The sequence below is a fragment of the Nocardia vermiculata NBRC 100427 genome (assembly GCF_001613265.1).
Taxonomy (GTDB): domain Bacteria; phylum Actinomycetota; class Actinomycetes; order Mycobacteriales; family Mycobacteriaceae; genus Nocardia; species Nocardia vermiculata.
On sequence record NZ_BDCA01000005.1, the window covers coordinates 303,916 to 324,079 of the forward strand.

The window sequence follows — 20,164 nt, forward strand, 5'->3', positions numbered from 1 at the left end:
TGATGGCAACAGGCCGACGGGGTGATGCATGGCGCCTTCCCGGCTCGCTGCTTCGATGCCATCCGGAACTCTTAGGAGGCCTCTTTGGGCAAGTAACGAAGCAGAGCGATGTCGTCGATTTGCGTGACGCTGTCCAGTCGCAGTCGACGGGTCGTTCCTCCCGGGTATGCCGCTGGATGGAGGAACCGCGGTGCATTGTCGTTACCTACGAGGACCGGGCCGACCGCGAGCAACAGCTCATCCGCGAGCCCAGCGGAAAGGAATGCGGTGTGAATACGACCGCCGCCCTCGACCATCAGGTGGTTGATACCCCGCGCTCCCAGGTCGTCGACGAGGGAGGCGAAATCTACTCCATCCCCGAGTGAGACGATCTCGGCCAGGCTTTCGAAGCGGCCGGCCAGATTCTTCTTGCCTGCGGCCGTCGTGTACACAAGTGGCGTCTCGTCGACGTCGTGGTGCCAGAACTTCGAGGCGGGATCCAGATTTCCGCTCGCGCTGACAGTTACCTTCCGGGGGGAGACGGTCTTGCCTGCTGCGACTCTCTCGGCGCGACGACGCGGGTCTTTCACGATCAAACGCGGATTGTCGCGCCGAATGGTTTCGGCCCCGACGAGGATCGCGTCGGACCGGGAGCGCTCGTGATCGACTCTGTCGAAGTCGGCTTCGTTCGACAACAGCAGGCGTTCGGACGTGATGTCGTCCAGGTAGCCGTCGATACTCGTGGCGACGGAGAGGAGGACGTAGGGCCGACTCACGTAAGGCTCCACTTCTGCGCTGCGGCGCAAAATTCGACGATCTCGGTTTCCGTACTGTGCGGGTCGAGCATGGCGTGCACAGTGCGTAGACAATGCAATATGCGTTCGGAGCCGGTACTCACTCCCACCTCGAGCACGGCCGTTGCTAGTTGTGCGGCGGCTTCGGCTTCGCCTGCGCGAGCGCACGCCAGCGCGCGGCGAGCCAGGTACACCCCATGGTCGCGAGTCTGCCCGGATTGCATGTGCGCAATCGCTCGCCCGAACTGATCGATAGCTCCATGATGGTCGCCGAGCTCGGTACGACTGTGCGCCTGGTGCGCATCGATATAAGCCTGGTCGAGGAACGATCCCCAGGAGGACCCCGTGTCGGGCTGCTCAGTCAACTCGCGAGCGCGGTCGAAAGCTGCCTCACTGCGTGCTCTATCGCCAACTAGAGCACTGCCGTGGCCTGCGAATGTATGCGCTACAGCACTGAAGCGAGTCTCGGGCGGTGCCGCGCGTGCGGCGGCCTCGGCGAGTTCCCTGGCTTCCAGCCCATCGCCCATATCGTTGGCAATCTGAGCTTTGCGCGACAGCACCACAGCTACCGAAAATGGATCGCCCAACTGATGAGACCAGGTGAGGCCACGATCGGTCCAGTACTGGGCGCGAAGGAAGTTACGACAATCCTGATGTAGCCATGCCGCGAATTCCGAATACAGCACCCGGACCCGCTGCGTACCTGCCGGATCGCCGTATCCCGCAGTGTGCAGTTGTCCGATTCTCTCGATGCTCTGCTCGACCAAGGGAATGACATCGCGCGCCCCGTGCAAGTTGTCGCTCTCGATCAGGGATAAACGCAGATTCCGAAAGTGTTCGAGACGGTCGGTATCCGGACTGTTCGCCAGCACTGCAGCAGGTTTCGCGCCCGTGGCCATCGCCAGCGCACTCACCCCGACCCCGGCGACAACCGCTCGACGTGGGAGTGACACGAGCAGGACCTCTCCGGCGGCGGTTCGGGCCGGAACCCAAACCAGATCGGCTTCATCCGCGCCCAGTACGGCCGCCTGCCCCAGGACGTCGTTGGCCAGCTTAGCCGGAGTTGGGGACGTGTGCGTGGCGTCTCCGCAGTCGACTGCAGAGGCACCGAGCAGAGCCGCAAACCTCGCAGCGACGGTGCTGGATGCCGATCCGAGAACATGATCGAGCTGTCGTTTGCTCGAAGGACGCAGGGATGCAGCGGCACCCGCAGACTCCCAGGCGTCGACACTTCGCGTCGACACCGCAGCTGCTCGAGCGAATTCTTCGATCGACAGTTGCATGGCGGTGCGCAACGCCTTGATCTCGATACCCGTCCAACCCAGAACGATCATCGGCCCAACTCCCCTGCGAGCGCGGTGTTTCCTGCAAGGTACACCTCCCCGCCGAAGCAGTCACTCGATCGTCTGACCAGGTAATTCGAGTTGCGGAAATACTGCGGAATTACTACGTGGCCGGCGTGGAAGGGCGCGCGGAATGCTCGAACCAGCCCCGCCGCCGGGTGCCGCAGACCTCGGCGGCGGGTGCCTACCAAGCCGACAGTGCCACAACGTATTCGGAGGTGCTCAGTGATCGTCTTGTTTCCAGCTTGCCTGATCCTCGCTGTTGTCGTCTACTGTGCCATCGCTTACTGGCCGCAGCGGATTCCACCCGAGCGCTCTGTTGCGGGGGTTCGGCGTCGGTTGGAGGGAGAACTGGGTCGGGGTCGCCGGTCGGCTGGAGACCGGCGTGGTTGAGGAGATGCCGCCGTGTGCGATGGGTTACGTATGCATCGATTTGGTCGAAACCGTTGTGGGGCTGGATCTTCAGGTGCGGCGGATTTGCGCGCGTTTCGGCTATGAATACATTGGGCTGACCACGAGTTGCAGTCTGGTCGTGCCGGAGGAGCTGCTCGAGCAGGTTGCGGCGGCGAAGGTCGAATTGTTGATCGTGCCGGGGATCGCGCATCTGCGGGGGCGCCTTCCGCCGGAGTTAGCTGGTCTCACCGACATTCATGATCTCGAGGCCGGACACACCCACGAGCGGGGTGGTGGGTACGCACCCGACGAAGGGTGGGTAAACCCTTTGGTGGTGCCGGCGGCGCCGTCGCGGTACCAGCCACACGGAAGCGGCGCAGCCGAGCCGACATTCGGGAACTGCCCTGGGACGGCCGGAATCCGAATGTGGTAAGCGTGGTCGACCCGGGTGGCTGACGTGACGATTGGTGTTCGGTCAGCCGTCCACGTTGCTCACGGCCGATACTCCGCATCGGCCGAACTCGTGCTTACTCTTCTGGTCGGGCGCGAGCTGGGTTGTCCAGTTGCCGCAGCCGTTCTCGTCGGGATAGACGGTGACCCCCTGTGTTGTATTGCAGCGATTGTGGAAATAGACCGTGGTGTGCATGATGCCCTTCTCGTACGAGTAGGCGATGCAATCGTCGACACCTCTTTCCGCTGACGCGGTGCCGGTCGCGACGCCGATGCCGGCCGCTGCGAAGGCCGCAACCGTCACAATCTTAGAAACGAGTGATTTCCACACGAATTGGTTGTTTTGCACGGAATTATCCTTGAGGGTTACGGCGATTATTGTCAATCGCGACCTCCGGTGTTTAGCGTGAGAGAGGCTGGGGTAGAGCAGCTTTCACGACCGGCTCACCGGCCGGCTTGAGTAGCGTGTAATTCCCGGATATTGGCAGGTCTCTCGCCCCGTTGAATTCGGTGTGCGGGACGCGTATTTATGTGACCTGAAATTACTTCTCTTCTTATGTGCGCGAGAATCGGCCATGTGCAGGTATTCCCAGTGATGAGAATATATGAACAGGGCGTGAAGTGGGGTGCGTATCTCAGCCAGAATCGACATCCTCACTGGCGGTGAGTTTTCCGCTTCCGCTGGTTCGCGGCGATTGGTTGCAGGCTCGGGTTCGTGGCACACCTGTGTCGGCTGGCCGCGGTACGGAATGCGCCCGAGGTCGATGGTGCTCGCGCCGGCGTTGTCGGCGTTCGTTCTCGTTGCGGGCATGGATCCGCGTGAGTACCGCCGCGAGGAGTTCGTCGGCGTGGTGGCGGTGGTTGACTTTGGGAGTTCGACTGGGATCGATGTGTTCGGGCGCGACCCAGGCAGTGCGGCCCGGGAAGGCGGCGTGGCCGTCTTCGGTTACCGTGCTCCAGCCGCCGGGGCCGTCGTGGATCAGGGCGTGGCAGGCGTCGCAGGCGAGGACGAGGTTGTCGAGGTCGGTGCGGCCGCCCTTGGCGTAGTCGCGGACGTGATGGACTGCGCAGCGGGAGGCTGGTGCATCGCAGCCGGGGCGAGAGCAGCCGCGCAGGGCAGCGATCAACGCCAGGCGTTGCGCGGGGGAGGCGAGGCGTTTCATCCGCCCCAGATGTAGCGGGAGTCCGTTGTGGTCGAATACGGCCAGGTAGGGGCGGGACCGTTCGGCCAGTTTCAGGGCCTCGCGGAGCGGTACGACACCGCCGGTGGCCGTGGTCGCGGTGCCCGACTCGCGGTCGAGGTCGTCGAGTTTGATGGTGAGTACGGTGCTGACCGGCATCCCGCGATGCCGGCCCAGGCGCTCGGCGACGAGACCGGATTGCAGGATCGCGGTCAGGGCGTCGTGGTTGCGCTGGGCGGGACTGCGGTGGTCGACTCGGGCTGCCTCTTTCAGTACCGCGGGATCAACCCAGTCACTGTCCGCGGTGGGGCTGTTCGGATCTTCCAGGTTGCAGACGCCGGGCCGTGTGTATTTCGCCAGGAGTGGATCCAGCAATGCCCGCAGTACCGGGTCGATATCGCCGCGCAGTGGTGACATCCCGTCGGGGCGCTGTTTGCCGATGACGACGCCGCGCATGCGTGCCCGGTCGAGTTCGGTGGTGAGGCGGCCGTCGGGATCCAGGTGGGCGAGGATCCGGTCGCCGACCTTGCCGATGTCGTCGGGGGAGCCCGACCGCGCGAACTCGGCCAGAAGTTGTTCGGCCGCTTCGCGATCGGCGTCGGGCACGCCGCGAGGCACCCGGTTCATCACGTTCGCGATACCGCGCACATGGTCTACGGATACCTCGCCGAGGCTCAATAGATCAGCAGTGCAAGGCAATTCGGCATCGCGCAGCTCCCCGTCGAAGTCGTGGAACGTTCCGACCCATTTCGCGGCGTTCACCCGGCTCCCGGCGTCGGCGCTCGACAAGCGCAGCGTCTCCATCAAGAATAGTTTCACCGTCTTCAGGCCCGCTCGTGCGGGCAGTGCACGCTCCTCGGCTTCGATCAGCAGCCGATGCTGCACGGCGGCCAACTGCCGCGTACAGGTTTCCACTTCCCGCAGCATCGACACGACCTCGTCGTCGGACAGGGGAGTGAGGGGGCGTTCGAGTAGCGCAGTGACCACGGCCGGTAGTGGCCTGGTAACCGGCTCTGCAAGCTCCCCGCCCATCGAATGCATGTTCGAATACTAGCGGCATCCCCCTATGTGGCACACCCCAATGATCGACATAAATGCTGGTCAACCGACCGATTGCACCTTTTGTGACGGTTCGGGGAGTGTTCCGCAGCGGACGATGTACCCCTCGAAGAGAGTCCGCCCCGGACTGTCGTGCGAGGATTGGCCCGCGTACCGCATCGGAAGGAGCTGACCTGTCATGAATATGGGCATGGTCGTCGGTGACCGCTGCTCCCGCGCTTCGGCACGGGAGTGAGCCGTGCTGCCTTCTATGTGATCGTCGGGTAGCAGGCCTGCTCCCCTTCGAAGCGTCGTAGGTAAACAAACCCCTTCGACCTTCATGGGAGCACGACATGGATACCGTCAGCTGGACCGAGAACGGCACCCGGCGCAACGCCTTCTGGCGCTCGGCGAACGCGACACCCGCACCGGCCCGGATCGAGGTGGTCGACGACCGCATATCCGCACCTGGTGCGCTGCGGTCGATCCGGTCCGGCGCGACGCTGCTCTGGAGCGGCGATTTCCACAATGCGCGGCAACTGTCGCGAGCCATCGACCGCCGTCTACGGCGGCGCGCGCTGCGGGACCCGGAAGACGGCGACCTCGGTGCGCTCTTTCACGCCCATCGGCAGGCTCGGTCGGAACGCGCGGCGTTGCTCGGGAAAATCGTCATCGTACTGGAATCCGATCACTCGATCCGCCTCCGCCGGGCACCCGACGTCCGTGCGGCCTGCGAGCATGCGTACGGCACTCCGGCGCAGGGGGTTTCGCTCGTCTCGCTGCCCGAGATCCTCGGCGTGGTCGGCGCGTACGAGTGGCACCGCGAGGGGATCTACATCGCCGAACTGGGAGCCCGGCTGTACCCGGAGTACACCGTCTTCGCGCCCACCCGCGACGAGTACATCGACCTCGTCGCCCGCACGCCCTTTCCGGACGGGAACGATCACCCGGTCGTCTTCGATATCGGCACCGGCACCGGGGTGCTCGCGGCCGTGCTGGCCCGGCGCGGTGCCCGGGAAGTGCTGGCGACCGACATCAACCCACGTGCCGTGCGGTGCGCGCAGGAGAACATGCGCCGGTTGGACCTCGGCGATCGAGTCCGAGCCGTGCAGGCCGATCTCTGGCCCGATACCACCCGCCGCGCCGACCTGATCGTGTGCAATCCGCCCTGGCTGCCGGGCCGGCCGACCTCGACCCTGGAACTCGGCATCTACGACCCCGCGTCCGACGTGCTCAATCGCTTCCTCACCGGGCTCACCGACCATCTCACGCCGGGCGGCGAAGGGTGGCTGATCCTGTCGGATCTGGCCGAACATCTCGGCCTGCGTACGCGCGCGGAACTCCTGGCCCGCATCGCCGGTGCCGGTCTCGACGTGGTGGCGGAATATGTGACGGCACCGCGTCATTCGCGTGCCACCGACCGTGCCGATCCGCTGCACGCCGCCCGGGTGCTCGAGCGCACGGTCCTTCGACGACTGGTGCCACGAGCGTCACGGCCCGAATAAGCGGCAGGCTGTTCACCCTGATGACTCTCTCGGTGCCGGCAGCCGGGGAACTCTGCGGTGCCGCTGACCCTCGAGATGATTCGGCGTCAGGGATTGTCGTGCACGGTCACCGCGTATCCGTCCGGATCGGAGAAGGTGAAGGCGAGCCCGAACGGGGTCGGTGCCGGCGGGGTGAGGATCGGCACATCCGCCGCAACGAGCCGGTCGTGAAGTGCGCGGGCGTCGTCGGTGTGTAACCACAGCGCTACGCCGGTGCCGGGGCGCGGTGCGGCGGAATCGAGATCGACACCGGGGAGTGGTTCGCGCACCGCGAAGGGAATCGGGGTGGTGGTGAAGACGACTGCGCCGGGCGGGCCGCTCGGAGCTTGACGCAGGCCGAGGTGGGTTCGGTAGAAGTCGGCAGAGCGGTTCAGATCGCGCACCTGCAGGGCGAGGAAGTCGGGTCCGGTGACGGTCATCGGCGTGGATCCTTTCATGTCAAGACATTGACATAGGTACGATATGTCAAGATGTTGACATGGGTCAAGAGGGCGTCGGAGATGTCGATCTGTCGGTGGGGTATGCGCTCAAGCAGGCCGCCTCCGCGTTACGCGGGCGGATGGACGCGGTCCTGCGCCCCATGGAATTGACTGTGCCGCAATATGCCTGTCTCGAGCTGCTCGGTCAGCGACAAGGGCTGTCGAGCGCAGAGTTGGCGCGTGGCGCATTCGTCAGCCGGCAGGCCATGAATCAGGTGCTGCGTGGATTGCAGGAGCGCGGGTTGCTGGAGCGGCCGTCGGTGACCACGCGGGGGCGTGCGCTGCCCAGCCGGCTCACCGCTGACGGTGAGCGGGCACTGCGGGCCGCCAGTCGTGCCGTGGCCGAGGTCGAACGGCAGATGCTCGGCGGGTTCGGTGCCGCCCGCGAGCAGCGATTGCGGGCCGATCTCGCCGCGTGTGTGGCAGCCCTGGCGCAGCCGGATCGATAGGACCGGCCGGGGTTCTCACAATGGCATCTCGCGGCAGTCGTTGGCGCACTCGTCCGCGGCGGGGATGCGGGCCGGTGTCGCGGGCCGGTGCAGGATCGCTCGGGTGGGGGTGATGATCAGGTGGTCGTCGGTGAGGACGCCGCGGCCGTCGACGATCAGTGAGTAGTCCGCCGGGCGGGGTGCGGCGAATATCAGCGTGACCACGGGGTGGGTGGCGACATTGCGGCGGGTGTGACGGCCGGGTGCTGCGACCTGGAGGGTGCCGGTGCTGGCCACCGGCGCGACCGTCACCACGTGCGGGAGTGTCTCCGCGCTCACGGTGACGAGGTAGGCGAGATCGAACTCCGCGACGGCCTCGGCGAGGTCAGCCGGTGGCACCTCGGCATTCATGTTTCGAGCTTACGGCGCAGCGCGGCCGATCAGGGCGGTTGCCGGAGATCTGCGAATTCCCGGATGCGGCTACGCGCGGGTATCTTCTCATCGAGTGAGACCGCTTGGTCCGGAATATGTGGATCAGGCTCCGAGGAGGCTCGATGCTGTCGCAGGTGTGGCATCAGATCAACACCCCCGTGTTGTACGCGATTCCCGTATTCGTGCTGTCGATCGTCGTCGAGATCTTCGCGCTGCGCGGCGACGGCGAATCCAAGGGGTATCTCGCTCGCGACACCCGTACCAGCATCGGGATGGGGTTGATCTCGCTCGCGTTCACCCTGGTGTTCAAGGTGCTGACACTGGTGGTGTTCGTCTTCCTCTGGCATTACGCCGCGCCCTGGCATCTGCCCGCCGACACCTGGTGGAGCTGGCTGCTGCTGATGGTGGCGATCGACCTCGCCTGGTACTGCAACCACCGGTTCTCGCACCGGGTGCGGATCGGGTGGGTGGCGCATCAGGCCCATCATTCGAGTGAGTACTTCAACTTCGGTACCGCGCTGCGCCAGAAGTGGAATCCATGGTCGGAGGCGCTGTTCTGGGCGCCGCTGGCACTGCTGGGGTTCTCGCCGTGGACGATCTACGTGGCGTTCATGCTGAATCAGATCTACCAATTCTTCACCCACACCGAGGCGATCGGCAGGCTGCCGCGGCCGGTCGAGTACATCTTCAACACTCCCTCGCATCATCGGGTGCACCACGGGAGCGATCCGGAGTATCTGGACAAGAACTACGCCGGAATCCTGATCATCTGGGATCGCCTGTTCGGCACGTTCCAGGCCGAGTTGCACCGCCCGACCTACGGGCTCACCAAGCAGGTCGGCACCTACAACATGCTCACGTTGCAGTATCACGAGTTCGGCAACATCATTCGCGATGTGCGGGGTGCGCGCGGTGTCCGCGCCAGGCTGGGCTATGTCTTCGCGCCACCGGGCTGGTCGCCGAATCGACTGGGAGAGCGGGCGACTGCCGCCGATCGGGCCTGATCCCCGACTGGATCGCGCTGCGTCGCACGGCCGTGCGGGAGGTCGGAGAACCGGTCTGTGGCAATGGTTTTCCGATGGATTCGGTGCGTACTCGCCGGTTACCGCATATCTTCGTAGGGAGGCTTCACCGACTTCGATCTGCAAGGAGAATCTGCGTGTCCGGTCCGATCGACCTCCGCACCGATGTGCCGCACTCGGCCCGGATGTACGACTACTTTCTCGGCGGCAGAGACAACTACGAAGCGGATCGTCAGGCCGGTGACAAGGCGCTGCAGGAGTTCCCGGCAGTCCGCGTCACCGCCCGCACCAACCGCGACTTCATGCGCCATGCCACCCGCTACCTGGCCGGCCAGGGGGTCCGCCAGTTCCTCGATATCGGCACGGGCATTCCGACCGAACCGAATCTGCACCAGGTCGCCCAGGAACTGGCTCCGGAGGCGCGGGTCGTCTACGTCGACAACGATCCGATCGTGCTCTCGCATGCGCGGGCGCTGCTGGTGAGCTCCCCGGAGGGGCGTACGGCCTACGTCCAGGCCGATGCGGGGAAGCCGGCGGACATTCTCTCGGCGCCGGAACTGCTGGAGACACTGGATCTGTCCCAGCCGGTGGCGGTGTCGCTGATGGCACTGCTGCACTTCGTACCCGGCGACGTATACGAGGTGGTTCGGACGCTGATGGAACCGCTCGCACCGGGCTCGTACCTGGCGATGTCGCATGTGACCACCGAATTCGACGACGGTCCCGACGATCCCGAGGGGATGGCGCGTCTGCTGCAGGTCTACATCGACCGCGGGATCCCCGTGCGCCCGCGCACCCGGGCCGAGGTCGAGAAGTTCTTCGACGGGCTGGAACTGGTCGACCCCGGCGTCCGGGTCATCCACCGCTGGCGTAACGAGGGCATCGAGCACCCCGCAGGTCACGACAAGCAGGTGTCGCTCTACGGCGCGGTCGGCAAGAAGGTCTGACATCCGCGCGACGGGGGATTCCGTGGCTGCACCGGGTTACGGTGCGGCCACGGCTCGCGTCTGTTCCTCGATGGCCGGGGTGCCGGTGTCCGGAGCCGGTCGGCGCAGCAGTGCGATTCCCACCGCGAGCAACCACAGAATCATCAGACCCGATGCGGTCGCGGTGGTGCCCCAGCCGTTGGCGGCGTAGAAGTTCGCCGGCGTATTGCCGAAGAACATCGACGGTGTGAACGCGATATTCACGACCGCGAGTACCGCGGCCGTACGTCCGGCCCATACCGGCAGAATGTGGGTGCGCAGGATCGCGATCGCCGCCGTCGCCATGAACAGCGCGGTCAGCAGTCTGCTGATGGTGCCGTAGAGGACGTAGGTACCCGAGACCGTGATGGTCGGGTCGATCGGATCGGGTGCCTGGATCGTGGCGCCGATCTCGAGGCCCATCGAGACGAAGGCGATCGTCGTCCACATCAGCCCGGCCGTGCTGGTCAGAGAGGCGAGCCATTCGTATCGGCGGTCGGCGCTCTTGATGAGGTGGCCGAATGCGGACAGGAAGACGACGAATCCGAGAATCCCGAGGACGCCCAGATAGCCGCGGACGAGGATGTTCGAGTCCGGCGGAGGACCCTCGTAGACGAAGTAGAGCGGTAGTTCGACCAGAGTGAGGGCGGCGCCGACGGTAGCCGCGATTCCGGCGGTGCGGCGGAGTGTAGGGGTATCCACGCGATGTCCTTCCAGGCCAATGGTTAGTATATCATTTATACTATAAACGCCATACTAAACTGCGGAAGGCTGATTCGTCGACGACAGGATGTCCACCATGACCGACCGGAAGGTCCCCGATCACCTGGCTCGACTGTGGCGGTTGCCCGCGGACGCCAAGCTGGGCCGTCCGGCTGCGCTCGATGTCGACCGGGTAGTGGGCACGGCCGTCCAGCTGGCCGACCGCAACGGCCTGGCGGGAGCGACACTGCCGAAGATCGCGGCAGCCCTGGGGGTTACGCCGATGTCGCTGTACCGCCATATCGGATCCAAAGAGGAACTGCTCGTGCTGATGGCCGACGCCGGGCTGGGAACACCACCCGAAAGCTCCTCCGGCTTATGGCGTCCGGCGTTGCGCTCGTGGGCGATGGCTCAGCTCGCGGTACATCGCGCCCGCCCCTGGCTCGTGCAGTTGCCGATCTCCGGACCGCCCAGTGGTCCCAACAGTGTGGCCTGGATGGATGCCGGCCTGGCCGCGCTGGCTGATACGGCACTGGGCTGGGAGGAGAAGGTCGGTGCCATCATGGTGGTCGGTGGCTACGTGCGCGAGGCATTCGTCACCAGCCGGCAACTCGAACAAGGCAGGGCGGCGGCGAATATGAACGAGGCCGAGTTGCTGCGTGAGTACGGTCGCACGCTTCGTGTCCTCGTGGATCCGGAGCGGATGCCCGAGATGGCCGCACTGCTGGCGTCCGGCCTGTTCGACGACATCGATCCCGCGGCCGATCCGGACGGAGATATCGCCTTCGGGCTGGAACTGGTACTCGACGGTGTGGCGGCGGCTGTTGCCGCGGCGGCCGGGTGAGTGGTCAGGACACGTCCCGGGCGCCCCCGTCCGGATCGGCGGGATCGATGTGCCAGCTTCGGATGCGGTTCGCGTGCACCCGAATAACTGTGTGCGAGAACCACTCCGGATTCACCGGTGGTGTCTCCACCTCGAGAATCTCGCCGGTTCCGCGAATTTCCACGCCGCGACCCCAGCCGGGTTTCAGCTCGTTGGGGTCGTTCGGTGTCATGTCGTCGATCACCAGGCTCACGTGGGGGTTCGCGCGGACATTGCGGTATCGCTGAAGGGTCGGGGTCGGACCGCCGATATCGATGGTTGCGTCCTCGTTGATCCGGAACCCCACCGTGACGATCTGTGGCTTGCCGTCCGCGGTGACGGTGGCCAATCGGCCCAGGTGTTGGGATGCCAGATAAGCGCTTTCGGCTGGGGTGAAGGTCATGCGGGTCAGCGTAGAACCTGAAGTCGACTCGAGGTCAAGGCTGTTCGTCGTGGGCTGCCCTACGGGCCGCCGAGGGCGGGGTCGAGAGGTGCTCGGGTGAGGCGATTACCGAGGGTGGACAGGGTGTACGTGCCGATTCCCAGGACGACCTCGAGCGCCTGCTCCGCGGTGTAGCCGTGCCGGTGGAATGCGTCCAGCTGCTCGTCGGACACGCCGCCCGCGGTATCCAGGACGGCCAGGGTGAATTCCTGCAGTGCGGCCAATCGCGGGTCGGGCAGCGGGCGCTGGTCGCGCAACGCACTGATCACCTCGGGATCGGCGCGCAGGTCCGTGAGTTTCGCGGTGTGCATGGCGATACAGATATGGCATTCGTTACGGGTCGCGACCGTCATGATCAGCACCTCGCGAGACAGTTGGTCCAGCGTGGCCGTCTCGAACAGGGCGCTCATCTTCAGGAATCCGTCGAGCAGCCGGGGTGAGGTCGCCATCTGTGCGACGGCGTCGGGGAGGTGGCCGAGGCGGGCGGCGCTTGCCGTCATTGCTCGGCGGGCGTCGGCGGGTGCGGAGTCGATGGTATGGACCGGGAAGTGCATGGGGAGCCGTTCTAATAGACAACCAAGTTGTCTATTAAGGTAAACCGGGTTGTCTTGTATGGCAACCATGGCGCCTGCTTGTTCCGGGCTACTTCAGGGAGTGCTGTTCAGTCGCCGAACCAGCCGGCGACGTCGAGTCGGAACGACTCCGGCGGAACCATCCTGCGCAGGCCGTACTCCATATCGCGCACCTGCTGGGCGCCGAGCTCGTTCATCCAGCGCATACGAAGGTGGTCGAAGATCTCGGCCGATTGCCGGAGTGCGTCCATCCCGTGTGGGGTCAGGCGAACAACTTTGCGGCGGGCATCGCGCGGATCCGCACCGCGCTCGGCATATCCCAGTGTGGTGAGCTTGTCCACCGTCTTACCGGCCGCCTGCTTGGATATGCCCAGGCTGCGGCCGATCTCGCTGGCGGTGGCACCGTCGGGACCGATCGCCTGCATGGCGAATCCGTAGGCGGGGCGCAGCTGCCGATGGCCGCGCACGGCGAGCTCGGCATGTAGTTCGTCGATCAGCGATCGGAACCCGGCGAACAGCAGCAGTGGCAGTTCGAAACCGGGGCTGTCGAGCGCACCGCCGTGTGATCCGGCAACCATGTCGACGAGACTAGCGAGCCGGCCCTCGCGGTGACCAGCGGGCCACCGCGGCGAACGGCCCGAAACCGGTGTGGGAATCGGGCCGATCAGCTGCGGTGCGGACTAGCTGCTGCCGAAGGCGCCCGGGGGAACCATGTGGCGGAAGCCGTTCCAGCCGCGATCCCACGGCCCGCGATCGTGGCGGTCCCACCCGCGGTGCCGGTCCCAGTTGCCGTGGCGGCCACGGTCGCCGCGCCGGTCCCAGTTGCCGTGGCCGTGGTGGCCGCCGCGGGGATGGGCGACCTCGGTCGCTGCCGGGGTGGCGGCGGTCTCGGCCTGCGCCGGAACGGCCAGCACGGCCAGTGGCGCGGCGACGATCACGCCGGCCACGGCGAGCCGCATCGCGGTCCGCTTGCTGCCCTTTTCAGTTCTGGAAATCACTGTGAATCCTTTCGATCGATTACACCGTACGCAGTGTCTCCCGGATCGGGTACCGCGTCACGGGGGTGAGCACGAGGTTCAGGGAATAATCGACCCCAGGGCTGACGGAGTCTCAGGGTTGTCCCGGAACGGCATTCGACGATCGCGGAACCGCACTGCCCCTGGTGCCTCGCATGTCCACCACCCTGATCGATTGTCCCGCCGACGGCATTGCGGTGGTGGGCCCAGTACTGAGAAGTCCGCACCGACGTCGCATCTACGCCACGGCCGGAGTGCGCATCGTCGCGACGCGGCCGGATATTGCCCGCATGCGCACAGCGGGGTGGTGTTCAATATCGGGAGCGCCGCAGCTGTGCCGAACAGGCGAGCGCCGGCTTTCACCGTCGACTGTCCGGAGGCATGATGACCGCCCCGCCGGCCCGAATTCCACCTGTCGCGCGCATGCGGCGGAGTCGAATGGGCCGTATCGCGATACTCGTGGCGGCGACGGCCGCCTTCGCTGCATGTAGCGGCCCGAGCGCCGACCTGGGGGAATCACCCACCGCTGCACCGGTCGCGGCGACACCCTTGAAATCGGTCGCGGTCGTCACCCACGGCAGTCCCGGTGACGCCTTCTGGAATGTCGTGAAGAACGGCGCGGAGGCGGCCGGTGCGGATCTCGGCGTCGCCGTGGAATACAACTCCTCCGGCGATCCGGGGGAGCAGGCGAAACTCGTGGACAACGCGGTGGCCCAGCATGTCGACGGACTGGTGGTGTCGATGGCCAATCCGCAGGCGCTGCGCCGCTCGGTCGAAAACGCTGTGGCGTCGGGGATTCCGGTCGTCACCATAAACTCCGGCGAGGCGGAGTCGGCGGCGGTCGGAGCGATCGGGCATGTCGGGCAGAGCGAACGTCAGGCGGGCGCCGCGGCGGGGCGGCGGCTGCACGACGCCGGGAAGACCACGATGCTCTGCGTCATCCACGAAGCGGGCAATATCGGCGCCAACCAGCGCTGCGCCGGCGCGACCGACGGGTTCGCGGGCCGAGCCACCACCTTGCAGGTCGACATCAACAACCCGACGGATGCGCAATCGCGGATCAAGGGCGCGCTGGAAGCAGATCATTCGATAGATGCGGTGCTGACCTTGAATTCGCAGATCGCGGCGCGTGCCGTGGACGGAGTCCGGGAAGCGCATGCGCGGGCATCGGTCGCGACCTTCGACCTGAATCCCGATGTGGTGGAGGCGATTCGCAACGGCTCGCTGCTGTTCGCCGTCGATCAGCAGCAGTACGAACAGGGGTATCTGCCGGTGGTGATGCTGCAGCTGTACCGGCGCAATCTCAACACGGTGGGCGGTGGCGCCCCCGTGCAGACCGGGCCCGCATTCGTGGATCGGAACAACGTCGACGCGATCGCCGAACTCGTGGCCCGCGGGACGCGGTAGGAGTGCCTGCGATGAGTGAAAAGAGCAATACCACAGTCACTTCCGACTCGACGGCTTCCTCTCGGGCGCCCGATGCGATGTTTCGGCGACTGATCGCACGGCCCGAGCTCGGGGCCGGGCTGGGCGCACTGGTGGTATTCGTCTTCTTCGCGATGATCACCGACCGCTTCCTCAGCGCGCTCGGCGTGGCGACCTGGCTCGACGACGCCTCCACGCTCGGCATCATGGCGGTTGCGGTGGCGTTGTTGATGATCGGCGGTGAGTTCGATCTGTCGGCCGGTGTGATGACCGCGTCCACTGCCCTGGTCACGGCCCTGCTCGCGGTGCACGCGGGCTGGAACGTGTGGGCGGCGCTGGCGGTCTCGCTGGTCTTCGCGCTCGCGGTCGGTGCGCTCAACGGCTGGGTAGTGATGCGCACCGGGCTGCCCAGCTTCATCGTCACGCTGGGAACCTTTCTCGCCCTGCAGGGACTCAACCTGGGAGTGACGCGACTGGTCACCGGAACGGTTCAGGTGTCGGGTATCCGTGCCGCGTCCGGATACGAATCGGCCGGATGGGTATTCGCCGCCACCACCGATCTGGGAGAGGCCCGGATCCAGGCCTCGGTGCTGTGGTGGATCGCGGTCACCGCGGTGGCCGTGCTGGTGCTGGTGCGCACCCGGTTCGGCAACTGGATCTACGCGGTGGGTGGTTCGCTGCCCAGCGCCCGTGCGGTGGGTGTGCCCGCGGCCCGTACCAAGATCCTGCTGTTCATGGGCACCGCCTTCGCCGGCTGGATCGTCGGCTCCTGCAATCTGCTGCGCTTCGCGAGCGTGCAGGCCAATCAGGGCGTGGGCCTGGAGTTTCAGTACATCATCGCGGCGGTGGTCGGTGGTTGCCTGCTCACCGGTGGTTTCGGCTCGGTTCTCGGCGCGGCCATCGGTGCACTGATCTTCGGGATGGCCCGGCAGGGCATCGTGTTCGCGCGCTGGGACAGCGACTGGTTCATGCTGTTTCTGGGTGTCCTGCTGCTGGCCGCGGTGCTGGTGAACAACGCGTTCGCGAGACGAGCGGAAAGGTTGCGCCGATGACCGCACTGATCGAGACCGTCGGTATCGGAAAGAGTTACGGCGGTGTGGTCGCCCTGCGCGATATTTCCATGACCGTCGAGCCGGGTCGGGTTGTCTGTGTGCTCGGCGACAACGGCGCCGGTAAATCGACCCTGATCAAGATCCTGGCCGGGGTGCATCAGCACGATACGGGGGAATTGCGGATCGAGGGGGAGCCGACCAGGTTCCCTTCACCACGTGCGGCGCTGGACCGCGGTATCGCCACCGTGTACCAGGATCTCGCGGTAGTGCCCCTGATGAGCGTCTGGCGCAATTTCGTTCTCGGATCCGAGCCCACGATCGGGGCGGGACCGCTGCGGCTGCTGGACCGCAGCACCGCGCGGCGGATCACGCGCGCGGCGCTGTCGGATATGGGGATCGATATTCGTGACCTGGAGCAGCCGGTGGGCACGTTGTCGGGTGGTCAGCGGCAGTGCGTGGCCATCGCCCGCGCGGTCCACTACGGCGCGAAAGTGCTGATTCTCGACGAGCCGACCGCCGCGCTCGGCGTGAAACAGTCCGGGGTGGTGCTGCGCTATGTCGCGCAGGCGCGCGACCGTGGGCTGGGCGTCGTATTGATCACGCACAATCCGCATCACGCCTACCCCGTCGGTGATCGGTTCCTGCTGTTGCGCCGTGGTGCGGCGCTGGGCAGCTATGCCAAGGACGAGATCGATCTGGCCGAGCTGACCCGGCAGATGGCCGGTGGTGCGGAACTGGAAGCGTTGCAGCACGAATTGCGCCGCTCCGAGCCGGAATGAGGCGGTCGCGGGCTCCGGCGCGGCCCGGGCTACCCTCGGCTCTTTCCGACATCGAGAAGTAGGTGAGTAGAGCTGCGTGGCACGGTGAAGTGGTTCGACATTCAGAAAGGCTTCGGTTTCATAATCCCCGACGGTGGTGGGCCGGAGGTCTTCGTCGAATACACCGCCCTTCAGGGCGAAGGTTTCCGGCAATTGGAGCAGGGGCAGCGGGTGGAGTTCGAGGTTTGCCATACCAAGGCCGGGCCCGAAGCGGCCGGTGCGCGAACCACGCCGCGATGGTAACTGTGTGCCGTGGCACAGTGACGCCGCAGCTGTAGTGCGCATCACTTTCGGGTATTTCCGAGCTAACGCGCCGGCGTGGATCGTCGATAAGCCGGTTGTCATTGAAACGACAGACAAGAATGCGAAGAGGTAATTCATGATTCCCGTGATCATCGACACCGGTAGCGCTGCCCTGGGCGGACTGTTCCACACCTTCGGCGCAGCCTTCCACGGCCTGGTCGACACCCTGTGGACCGGCTCTTTCGGTGGCTGACCACTGACTTCGGTCGTGTGACACGACCTCGAGGCGACCCCGGGCGATGGCGTCCGGGGTCGCCTCGTTTTCCGGTGTCCGAATTGTGCGGGCCGATTCCTGCCGTGCTCGGAAAAGTCGCCGCGAGTGCGGTGACGTCAATCACGGAATTATCACGGCCGGGTGGTCGGAAAACGTGTATTTTCGCTCTGTTCGGGTCGGTGGATGCGGTGCCGGTCACACGGCAGTGGCGCACGGCCCCGAGGCATGGCACTCTGGAGCAACGAGACTGCGGCGACCGTCAAGTTGGTCGACGTGGCTCGTCTACAGAAGGTATGAAATGGCGCAAGGCGTAGTGAAGTGGTTCAACAGCGAGAAGGGCTTCGGTTTCATCGCTCAAGATGACGGTGGTCCGGATGTGTTCGTGCACTACTCGGCTGTGAACGGCAGCGGGTTCCGCTCTCTCGAAGAGGGACAGCGCGTGGAGTTCGAGATCGGGCAGGGCCAGAAGGGCCCGCAGGCCCAGGGCGTCAACGTTCTCTGAACGTCCTGACATCACGACTTACATTGGGGCCCCGCACCTTCGAGGTGCGGGGCCCTTCTGTGTGTCCGGTGGCGGTAGGGCCGGTGCCGGTGTGAGGGCAGCTGCCTACCGGGCGGTACATCAGCGCGGAACCGGGCCCATTAAGCTGGAGCGCGGTAAATGTCGACCCTTTCCCTCCAGGAGTGCCCAATCGTGAGCCAAAATGGCCGTCCTGTTGTTCTGATCGCCGACAAGCTCGCCCAGTCGACCGTCGATGCGCTCGGTGACGGTGTCGAGGTTCGCTGGGTCGACGGCCCTAATCGTCCCGAGCTGCTGGCCGCTGTGCCCGAGGCCGACGCGATCCTGGTCCGCTCGGCCACCACTGTCGATGCCGAGGTGCTCGACGCCGGTAAGAACCTCAAGATCGTCGCCCGCGCCGGCGTCGGACTCGACAACGTCGACGTACCGGCCGCCACCGAGCGCGGTGTCATGGTCGTCAACGCGCCGACCTCCAACATCCACACTGCTGCCGAGCACGCGGTCACCCTGATGCTGGCCGCGGCCCGTCAGATCCCGGCCGCCGACGCCACCCTGCGTGAGCACACGTGGCAGCGGAGCAAGTTCAACGGCGTGGAAATCTTCGGCAAGACCGTGGGCGTCATCGGCCTGGGCCGCATCGGCCAGCTGTTCGCGGCGCGCCTGGCGGCCTTCGAGACCAAGATCGTCGCCTACGACCCGTATGTCTCTCCGGCTCGCGCCGCCCAACTGGGTATCGAGCTGCTGAGCCTGGACGAGCTGCTGGGCCGTGCCGATCTGATCTCGGTGCACCTGCCCAAGACACCCGAGACCAAGGGGCTGCTGTCGAAGGAGAAGCTGGCGCTGACCAAGCCCGGCGTCATCATCGTCAACGCCGCCCGCGGTGGACTGGTCGACGAGCAGGCACTCGCCGACGCCATCAATTCCGGCCAGGTGCGCGCCGCCGGACTCGACGTGTTCGAGACCGAGCCGTGCACCGACAGCCCGCTGTTCGAGCTGCCGCAGGTCGTGGTGACCCCGCACCTGGGTGCCTCCACCTCCGAGGCGCAGGACCGCGCCGGCACCGATGTCGCGAAGTCGGTCCTGCTGGCCCTGGCCGGCGAGTTCGTCCCCGGAGCGGTGAACGTCACCGGCGGTGCCGTCGGCGAAGAGGTCGCCCCGTGGCTCGAGATCGTGCGTAAGCAGGGTGTGCTGCTGGGTGCGCTGGCCTCCGAGCTGCCGGTCAGTCTCGAGGTGCAGGTGCGCGGTGAGCTGTCCTCCGAACAGGTTGCGGTGCTGGAGCTCTCGGCTCTGCGCGGCATCTTCTCGGCATTGATCGAGGATCCGGTCACCTTTGTCAACGCACCGCAGCTGGCGAAGGAGCGCGGTATCGAGGCGTCGGTCACCACCGTGCCCGAGAGCCCCAGCCACCGCAGCGTCGTCGACCTGCGGGCCGTATTCGGCGACGGTCGCACCCTGAACGTGGCAGGCACCCTGACCGAGCCGCAGCAGGTACAGAAGATCGTCAATATCAATGGCCGCAACTACGACATGCGGGCGGAGGGCCAGAACCTGGCCGTACTGAACTACGACGACCGTCCGGGCGCGCTCGGCAAGGTCGGCACCAAGCTCGGCGAAGCGGGTGTCGATATCCAGGCCGCGCAGTTGAGCCAGGACGTCGACCAGGAAGGTGCCACCGTCATCCTGCGGGTCAGCGAAGCCGTCGCCGACGATGTGCGCTCCGCGATCGCCGAGGCGGTCGGCGCGGCGAAGGTGGTCCAGGTCGACCTGAGCTGACCGGCTTCCCGGAGCCATGACGGTCTCCGGGAGCTGTTGCGGCACACGACTGTTGCGCCGCCGTCCGCATCTCCGAGAGGTGTGGAGGGCGGCGCGTCGTGTCGGTCGGGCTCGTTCAGCCCTCCCGTGCTTCGACCACCCGTTTCGCCTCCACCAGGCTCGCCTCCGGAACCTGCTCCCGATAGACCTTGATCGCCTGGATCTTCTTGCCCTGCACGAGGAGTTGGTCGATCCGCCGGTAGTCGATCTCCGGAAAACCGGGCAGCGCACCGCCTTCGGCTATTCCGAGATGGTCGATGATCGCGTCCAGCTTGCGCTCGAGACGGTTGATCCTGCGTTCGAGTCGGTGGTTGTCGAACATGCCCCGAAACTACCGGTGCGCTCGCCCCGTCTCACGTGCTGGGAGTCGTTCGCCCT

24 protein-coding genes are annotated in these 20,164 nt (G+C 65.7%); 12 read left to right on the top strand and 12 right to left on the bottom strand.

The features are described 5' to 3' along the window. Nucleotides 1–71: 71 nt before the first annotated feature. Nucleotides 72–785 (bottom strand): RibD family protein, encoded by a 714-nt coding sequence (locus NV2_RS09430; protein WP_210749392.1) that lies wholly within the window; start codon nt 783–785, stop codon nt 72–74. Further along, complete coding sequence (locus NV2_RS09435; RefSeq protein ID WP_067871152.1) at nt 752–2,107, bottom strand: helix-turn-helix domain-containing protein; 1,356 nt, start codon at nt 2,105–2,107, stop codon at nt 752–754. Before NV2_RS09435 ends, NV2_RS09430 begins: the two co-directional genes overlap by 34 nt. A gap of 394 nt (nt 2,108–2,501) precedes the next feature. Here NV2_RS09435 and NV2_RS09440 point away from each other — a divergent pair, with 394 nt between their 5' ends. Further along, nucleotides 2,502–2,942: a hypothetical protein gene (locus tag NV2_RS09440; RefSeq protein ID WP_157102820.1), complete on the top strand. Its 441-nt coding sequence runs from the start codon at nt 2,502–2,504 to the stop codon at nt 2,940–2,942. Nucleotides 2,943–2,984: 42 nt separating this feature from the next. Here the strand turns inward: NV2_RS09440 and NV2_RS09445 are convergent, their stop codons facing one another. Both NV2_RS09445 and NV2_RS09450 read right to left on the bottom strand, forming a co-directional pair. Further along, a complete protein-coding gene (locus tag NV2_RS09445; RefSeq protein ID WP_157102821.1) occupies nt 2,985–3,308 on the bottom strand; it encodes a hypothetical protein in 324 nt (107 codons plus the stop codon). A 286-nt stretch (nt 3,309–3,594) separates the two neighbouring features. Then, nucleotides 3,595–5,181, bottom strand: coding sequence for an HNH endonuclease signature motif containing protein (locus tag NV2_RS09450; RefSeq protein ID WP_084474223.1), 1,587 nt, complete (start codon nt 5,179–5,181; stop codon nt 3,595–3,597). 350 nt (nt 5,182–5,531) lie between these two features. Between NV2_RS09450 and NV2_RS09455 the strand changes: the two genes are divergently transcribed. Then, entirely contained in the window at nt 5,532–6,683 is a 1,152-nt protein-coding gene (locus NV2_RS09455) for a methyltransferase (RefSeq protein ID WP_067871156.1), read from the top strand. Between the two features lie 86 nt (nt 6,684–6,769). On the opposite strand, the gene NV2_RS09460 is transcribed toward NV2_RS09455, so the two are convergent. Further along, the gene (locus NV2_RS09460) at nt 6,770–7,141 is read right to left on the bottom strand and encodes a VOC family protein (RefSeq protein WP_067871224.1); all 372 of its coding nucleotides are present in this window, start codon (nt 7,139–7,141) and stop codon (nt 6,770–6,772) included. Between the two features lie 59 nt (nt 7,142–7,200). Here NV2_RS09460 and NV2_RS09465 point away from each other — a divergent pair, with 59 nt between their 5' ends. Continuing rightward, nucleotides 7,201–7,650, top strand: coding sequence for a MarR family winged helix-turn-helix transcriptional regulator (locus NV2_RS09465; RefSeq protein ID WP_067871157.1), 450 nt, complete (start codon nt 7,201–7,203; stop codon nt 7,648–7,650). Nucleotides 7,651–7,665: 15 nt separating this feature from the next. On the opposite strand, the gene NV2_RS09470 is transcribed toward NV2_RS09465, so the two are convergent. Next, nucleotides 7,666–8,040, bottom strand: a complete 375-nt coding sequence (locus NV2_RS09470; RefSeq protein ID WP_067871158.1) for a pyridoxamine 5'-phosphate oxidase family protein — start codon at nt 8,038–8,040, stop codon at nt 7,666–7,668. Between the two features lie 143 nt (nt 8,041–8,183). Between NV2_RS09470 and NV2_RS09475 the strand changes: the two genes are divergently transcribed. Together NV2_RS09475 and NV2_RS09480 are read left to right on the top strand one after the other, a co-directional pair. Continuing rightward, nucleotides 8,184–9,065 (top strand): sterol desaturase family protein, encoded by an 882-nt coding sequence (locus tag NV2_RS09475; RefSeq protein ID WP_084474225.1) that lies wholly within the window; start codon nt 8,184–8,186, stop codon nt 9,063–9,065. A gap of 155 nt (nt 9,066–9,220) precedes the next feature. Beyond that, nucleotides 9,221–10,030 (top strand): SAM-dependent methyltransferase, encoded by an 810-nt coding sequence (locus NV2_RS09480; protein ID WP_245662523.1) that lies wholly within the window; start codon nt 9,221–9,223, stop codon nt 10,028–10,030. Nucleotides 10,031–10,066: 36 nt separating this feature from the next. Here NV2_RS09480 and NV2_RS09485 read toward each other — a convergent pair whose 3' ends face one another. Then, entirely contained in the window at nt 10,067–10,750 is a 684-nt protein-coding gene (locus NV2_RS09485; protein WP_067871160.1) for a hypothetical protein, read from the bottom strand. Nucleotides 10,751–10,847: 97 nt separating this feature from the next. Between NV2_RS09485 and NV2_RS09490 the strand changes: the two genes are divergently transcribed. After that, a complete protein-coding gene (locus NV2_RS09490; RefSeq protein ID WP_067871226.1) occupies nt 10,848–11,594 on the top strand; it encodes a TetR/AcrR family transcriptional regulator in 747 nt (248 codons plus the stop codon). 4 nt (nt 11,595–11,598) lie between these two features. Here the strand turns inward: NV2_RS09490 and NV2_RS09495 are convergent, their stop codons facing one another. The 4 genes from NV2_RS09495 to NV2_RS09510 form a co-directional block, all read right to left on the bottom strand. Then, a complete protein-coding gene (locus NV2_RS09495; RefSeq protein ID WP_067871161.1) occupies nt 11,599–12,015 on the bottom strand; it encodes a PPOX class F420-dependent oxidoreductase in 417 nt (138 codons plus the stop codon). A 59-nt stretch (nt 12,016–12,074) separates the two neighbouring features. Next, nucleotides 12,075–12,608, bottom strand: a complete 534-nt coding sequence (locus NV2_RS09500; protein WP_084474229.1) for a carboxymuconolactone decarboxylase family protein — start codon at nt 12,606–12,608, stop codon at nt 12,075–12,077. Nucleotides 12,609–12,715: 107 nt separating this feature from the next. Beyond that, on the bottom strand, nt 12,716–13,204 hold the full coding sequence (locus NV2_RS09505) for a MarR family winged helix-turn-helix transcriptional regulator (RefSeq protein WP_067871163.1): 489 nt from the start codon (nt 13,202–13,204) through the stop codon (nt 12,716–12,718). 102 nt (nt 13,205–13,306) lie between these two features. Beyond that, nucleotides 13,307–13,624: a hypothetical protein gene (locus tag NV2_RS09510; RefSeq protein WP_067871164.1), complete on the bottom strand. Its 318-nt coding sequence runs from the start codon at nt 13,622–13,624 to the stop codon at nt 13,307–13,309. Between the two features lie 456 nt (nt 13,625–14,080). Here NV2_RS09510 and NV2_RS09515 point away from each other — a divergent pair, with 456 nt between their 5' ends. The 6 genes from NV2_RS09515 (at nt 14,081) to serA (ending at nt 19,747) form a co-directional block, all read left to right on the top strand. Further along, nucleotides 14,081–15,049 (top strand): sugar ABC transporter substrate-binding protein, encoded by a 969-nt coding sequence (locus NV2_RS09515; protein ID WP_245662524.1) that lies wholly within the window; start codon nt 14,081–14,083, stop codon nt 15,047–15,049. Nucleotides 15,050–15,060: 11 nt separating this feature from the next. Then, entirely contained in the window at nt 15,061–16,119 is a 1,059-nt protein-coding gene (locus NV2_RS09520) for an ABC transporter permease (protein ID WP_210749393.1), read from the top strand. Then, nucleotides 16,116–16,898 (top strand): ATP-binding cassette domain-containing protein, encoded by a 783-nt coding sequence (locus NV2_RS09525; protein ID WP_067871166.1) that lies wholly within the window; start codon nt 16,116–16,118, stop codon nt 16,896–16,898. Before NV2_RS09520 ends, NV2_RS09525 begins: the two co-directional genes overlap by 4 nt. A 72-nt stretch (nt 16,899–16,970) precedes the next feature. Further along, nucleotides 16,971–17,180, top strand: a complete 210-nt coding sequence (locus NV2_RS09530) for a cold shock domain-containing protein (RefSeq protein ID WP_067871167.1) — start codon at nt 16,971–16,973, stop codon at nt 17,178–17,180. A gap of 572 nt (nt 17,181–17,752) precedes the next feature. Beyond that, nucleotides 17,753–17,956 carry a cold-shock protein gene (locus tag NV2_RS09535; RefSeq protein ID WP_067871168.1) on the top strand — a complete coding sequence of 68 codons (204 nt, stop codon included), beginning with the start codon at nt 17,753–17,755 and terminating at the stop codon, nt 17,954–17,956. 192 nt (nt 17,957–18,148) lie between these two features. Then, nucleotides 18,149–19,747, top strand: coding sequence for a phosphoglycerate dehydrogenase (gene serA / locus NV2_RS09540; RefSeq protein WP_067871169.1), 1,599 nt, complete (start codon nt 18,149–18,151; stop codon nt 19,745–19,747). Nucleotides 19,748–19,862: 115 nt separating this feature from the next. Here the strand turns inward: serA and NV2_RS09545 are convergent, their stop codons facing one another. Next, nucleotides 19,863–20,108, bottom strand: a complete 246-nt coding sequence (locus tag NV2_RS09545) for a hypothetical protein (RefSeq protein WP_067871170.1) — start codon at nt 20,106–20,108, stop codon at nt 19,863–19,865. Between the last annotated feature and the right edge of the window lie 56 nt (nt 20,109–20,164).

Bases quoted from the DNA above. Each gene is read 5' to 3' on its own strand.
- NV2_RS09435 (WP_067871152.1), bottom strand. From the start codon at position 2,107: ATGATCGTTCTGGGTTGGACGGGTATCGAGATCAAGGCGTTGCGCACC.
- NV2_RS09450 (WP_084474223.1), bottom strand. From the start codon at position 5,181: ATGCATTCGATGGGCGGGGAGCTTGCAGAGCCGGTTACCAGGCCACTA.
- NV2_RS09455 (WP_067871156.1), top strand. From the start codon at position 5,532: ATGGATACCGTCAGCTGGACCGAGAACGGCACCCGGCGCAACGCCTTC.
- NV2_RS09460 (WP_067871224.1), bottom strand. From the start codon at position 7,141: ATGACCGTCACCGGACCCGACTTCCTCGCCCTGCAGGTGCGCGATCTG.
- NV2_RS09465 (WP_067871157.1), top strand. From the start codon at position 7,201: ATGGGTCAAGAGGGCGTCGGAGATGTCGATCTGTCGGTGGGGTATGCG.
- NV2_RS09470 (WP_067871158.1), bottom strand. From the start codon at position 8,040: ATGAATGCCGAGGTGCCACCGGCTGACCTCGCCGAGGCCGTCGCGGAG.
- NV2_RS09475 (WP_084474225.1), top strand. From the start codon at position 8,184: ATGCTGTCGCAGGTGTGGCATCAGATCAACACCCCCGTGTTGTACGCG.
- NV2_RS09490 (WP_067871226.1), top strand. From the start codon at position 10,848: ATGACCGACCGGAAGGTCCCCGATCACCTGGCTCGACTGTGGCGGTTG.
- NV2_RS09495 (WP_067871161.1), bottom strand. From the start codon at position 12,015: ATGACCTTCACCCCAGCCGAAAGCGCTTATCTGGCATCCCAACACCTG.
- NV2_RS09500 (WP_084474229.1), bottom strand. From the start codon at position 12,608: ATGCACTTCCCGGTCCATACCATCGACTCCGCACCCGCCGACGCCCGC.
- NV2_RS09505 (WP_067871163.1), bottom strand. From the start codon at position 13,204: ATGGTTGCCGGATCACACGGCGGTGCGCTCGACAGCCCCGGTTTCGAA.
- NV2_RS09515 (WP_245662524.1), top strand. From the start codon at position 14,081: ATGGGCCGTATCGCGATACTCGTGGCGGCGACGGCCGCCTTCGCTGCA.
- NV2_RS09520 (WP_210749393.1), top strand. From the start codon at position 15,061: ATGAGTGAAAAGAGCAATACCACAGTCACTTCCGACTCGACGGCTTCC.
- NV2_RS09525 (WP_067871166.1), top strand. From the start codon at position 16,116: ATGACCGCACTGATCGAGACCGTCGGTATCGGAAAGAGTTACGGCGGT.
- NV2_RS09535 (WP_067871168.1), top strand. From the start codon at position 17,753: ATGGCGCAAGGCGTAGTGAAGTGGTTCAACAGCGAGAAGGGCTTCGGT.
- NV2_RS09545 (WP_067871170.1), bottom strand. From the start codon at position 20,108: ATGTTCGACAACCACCGACTCGAACGCAGGATCAACCGTCTCGAGCGC.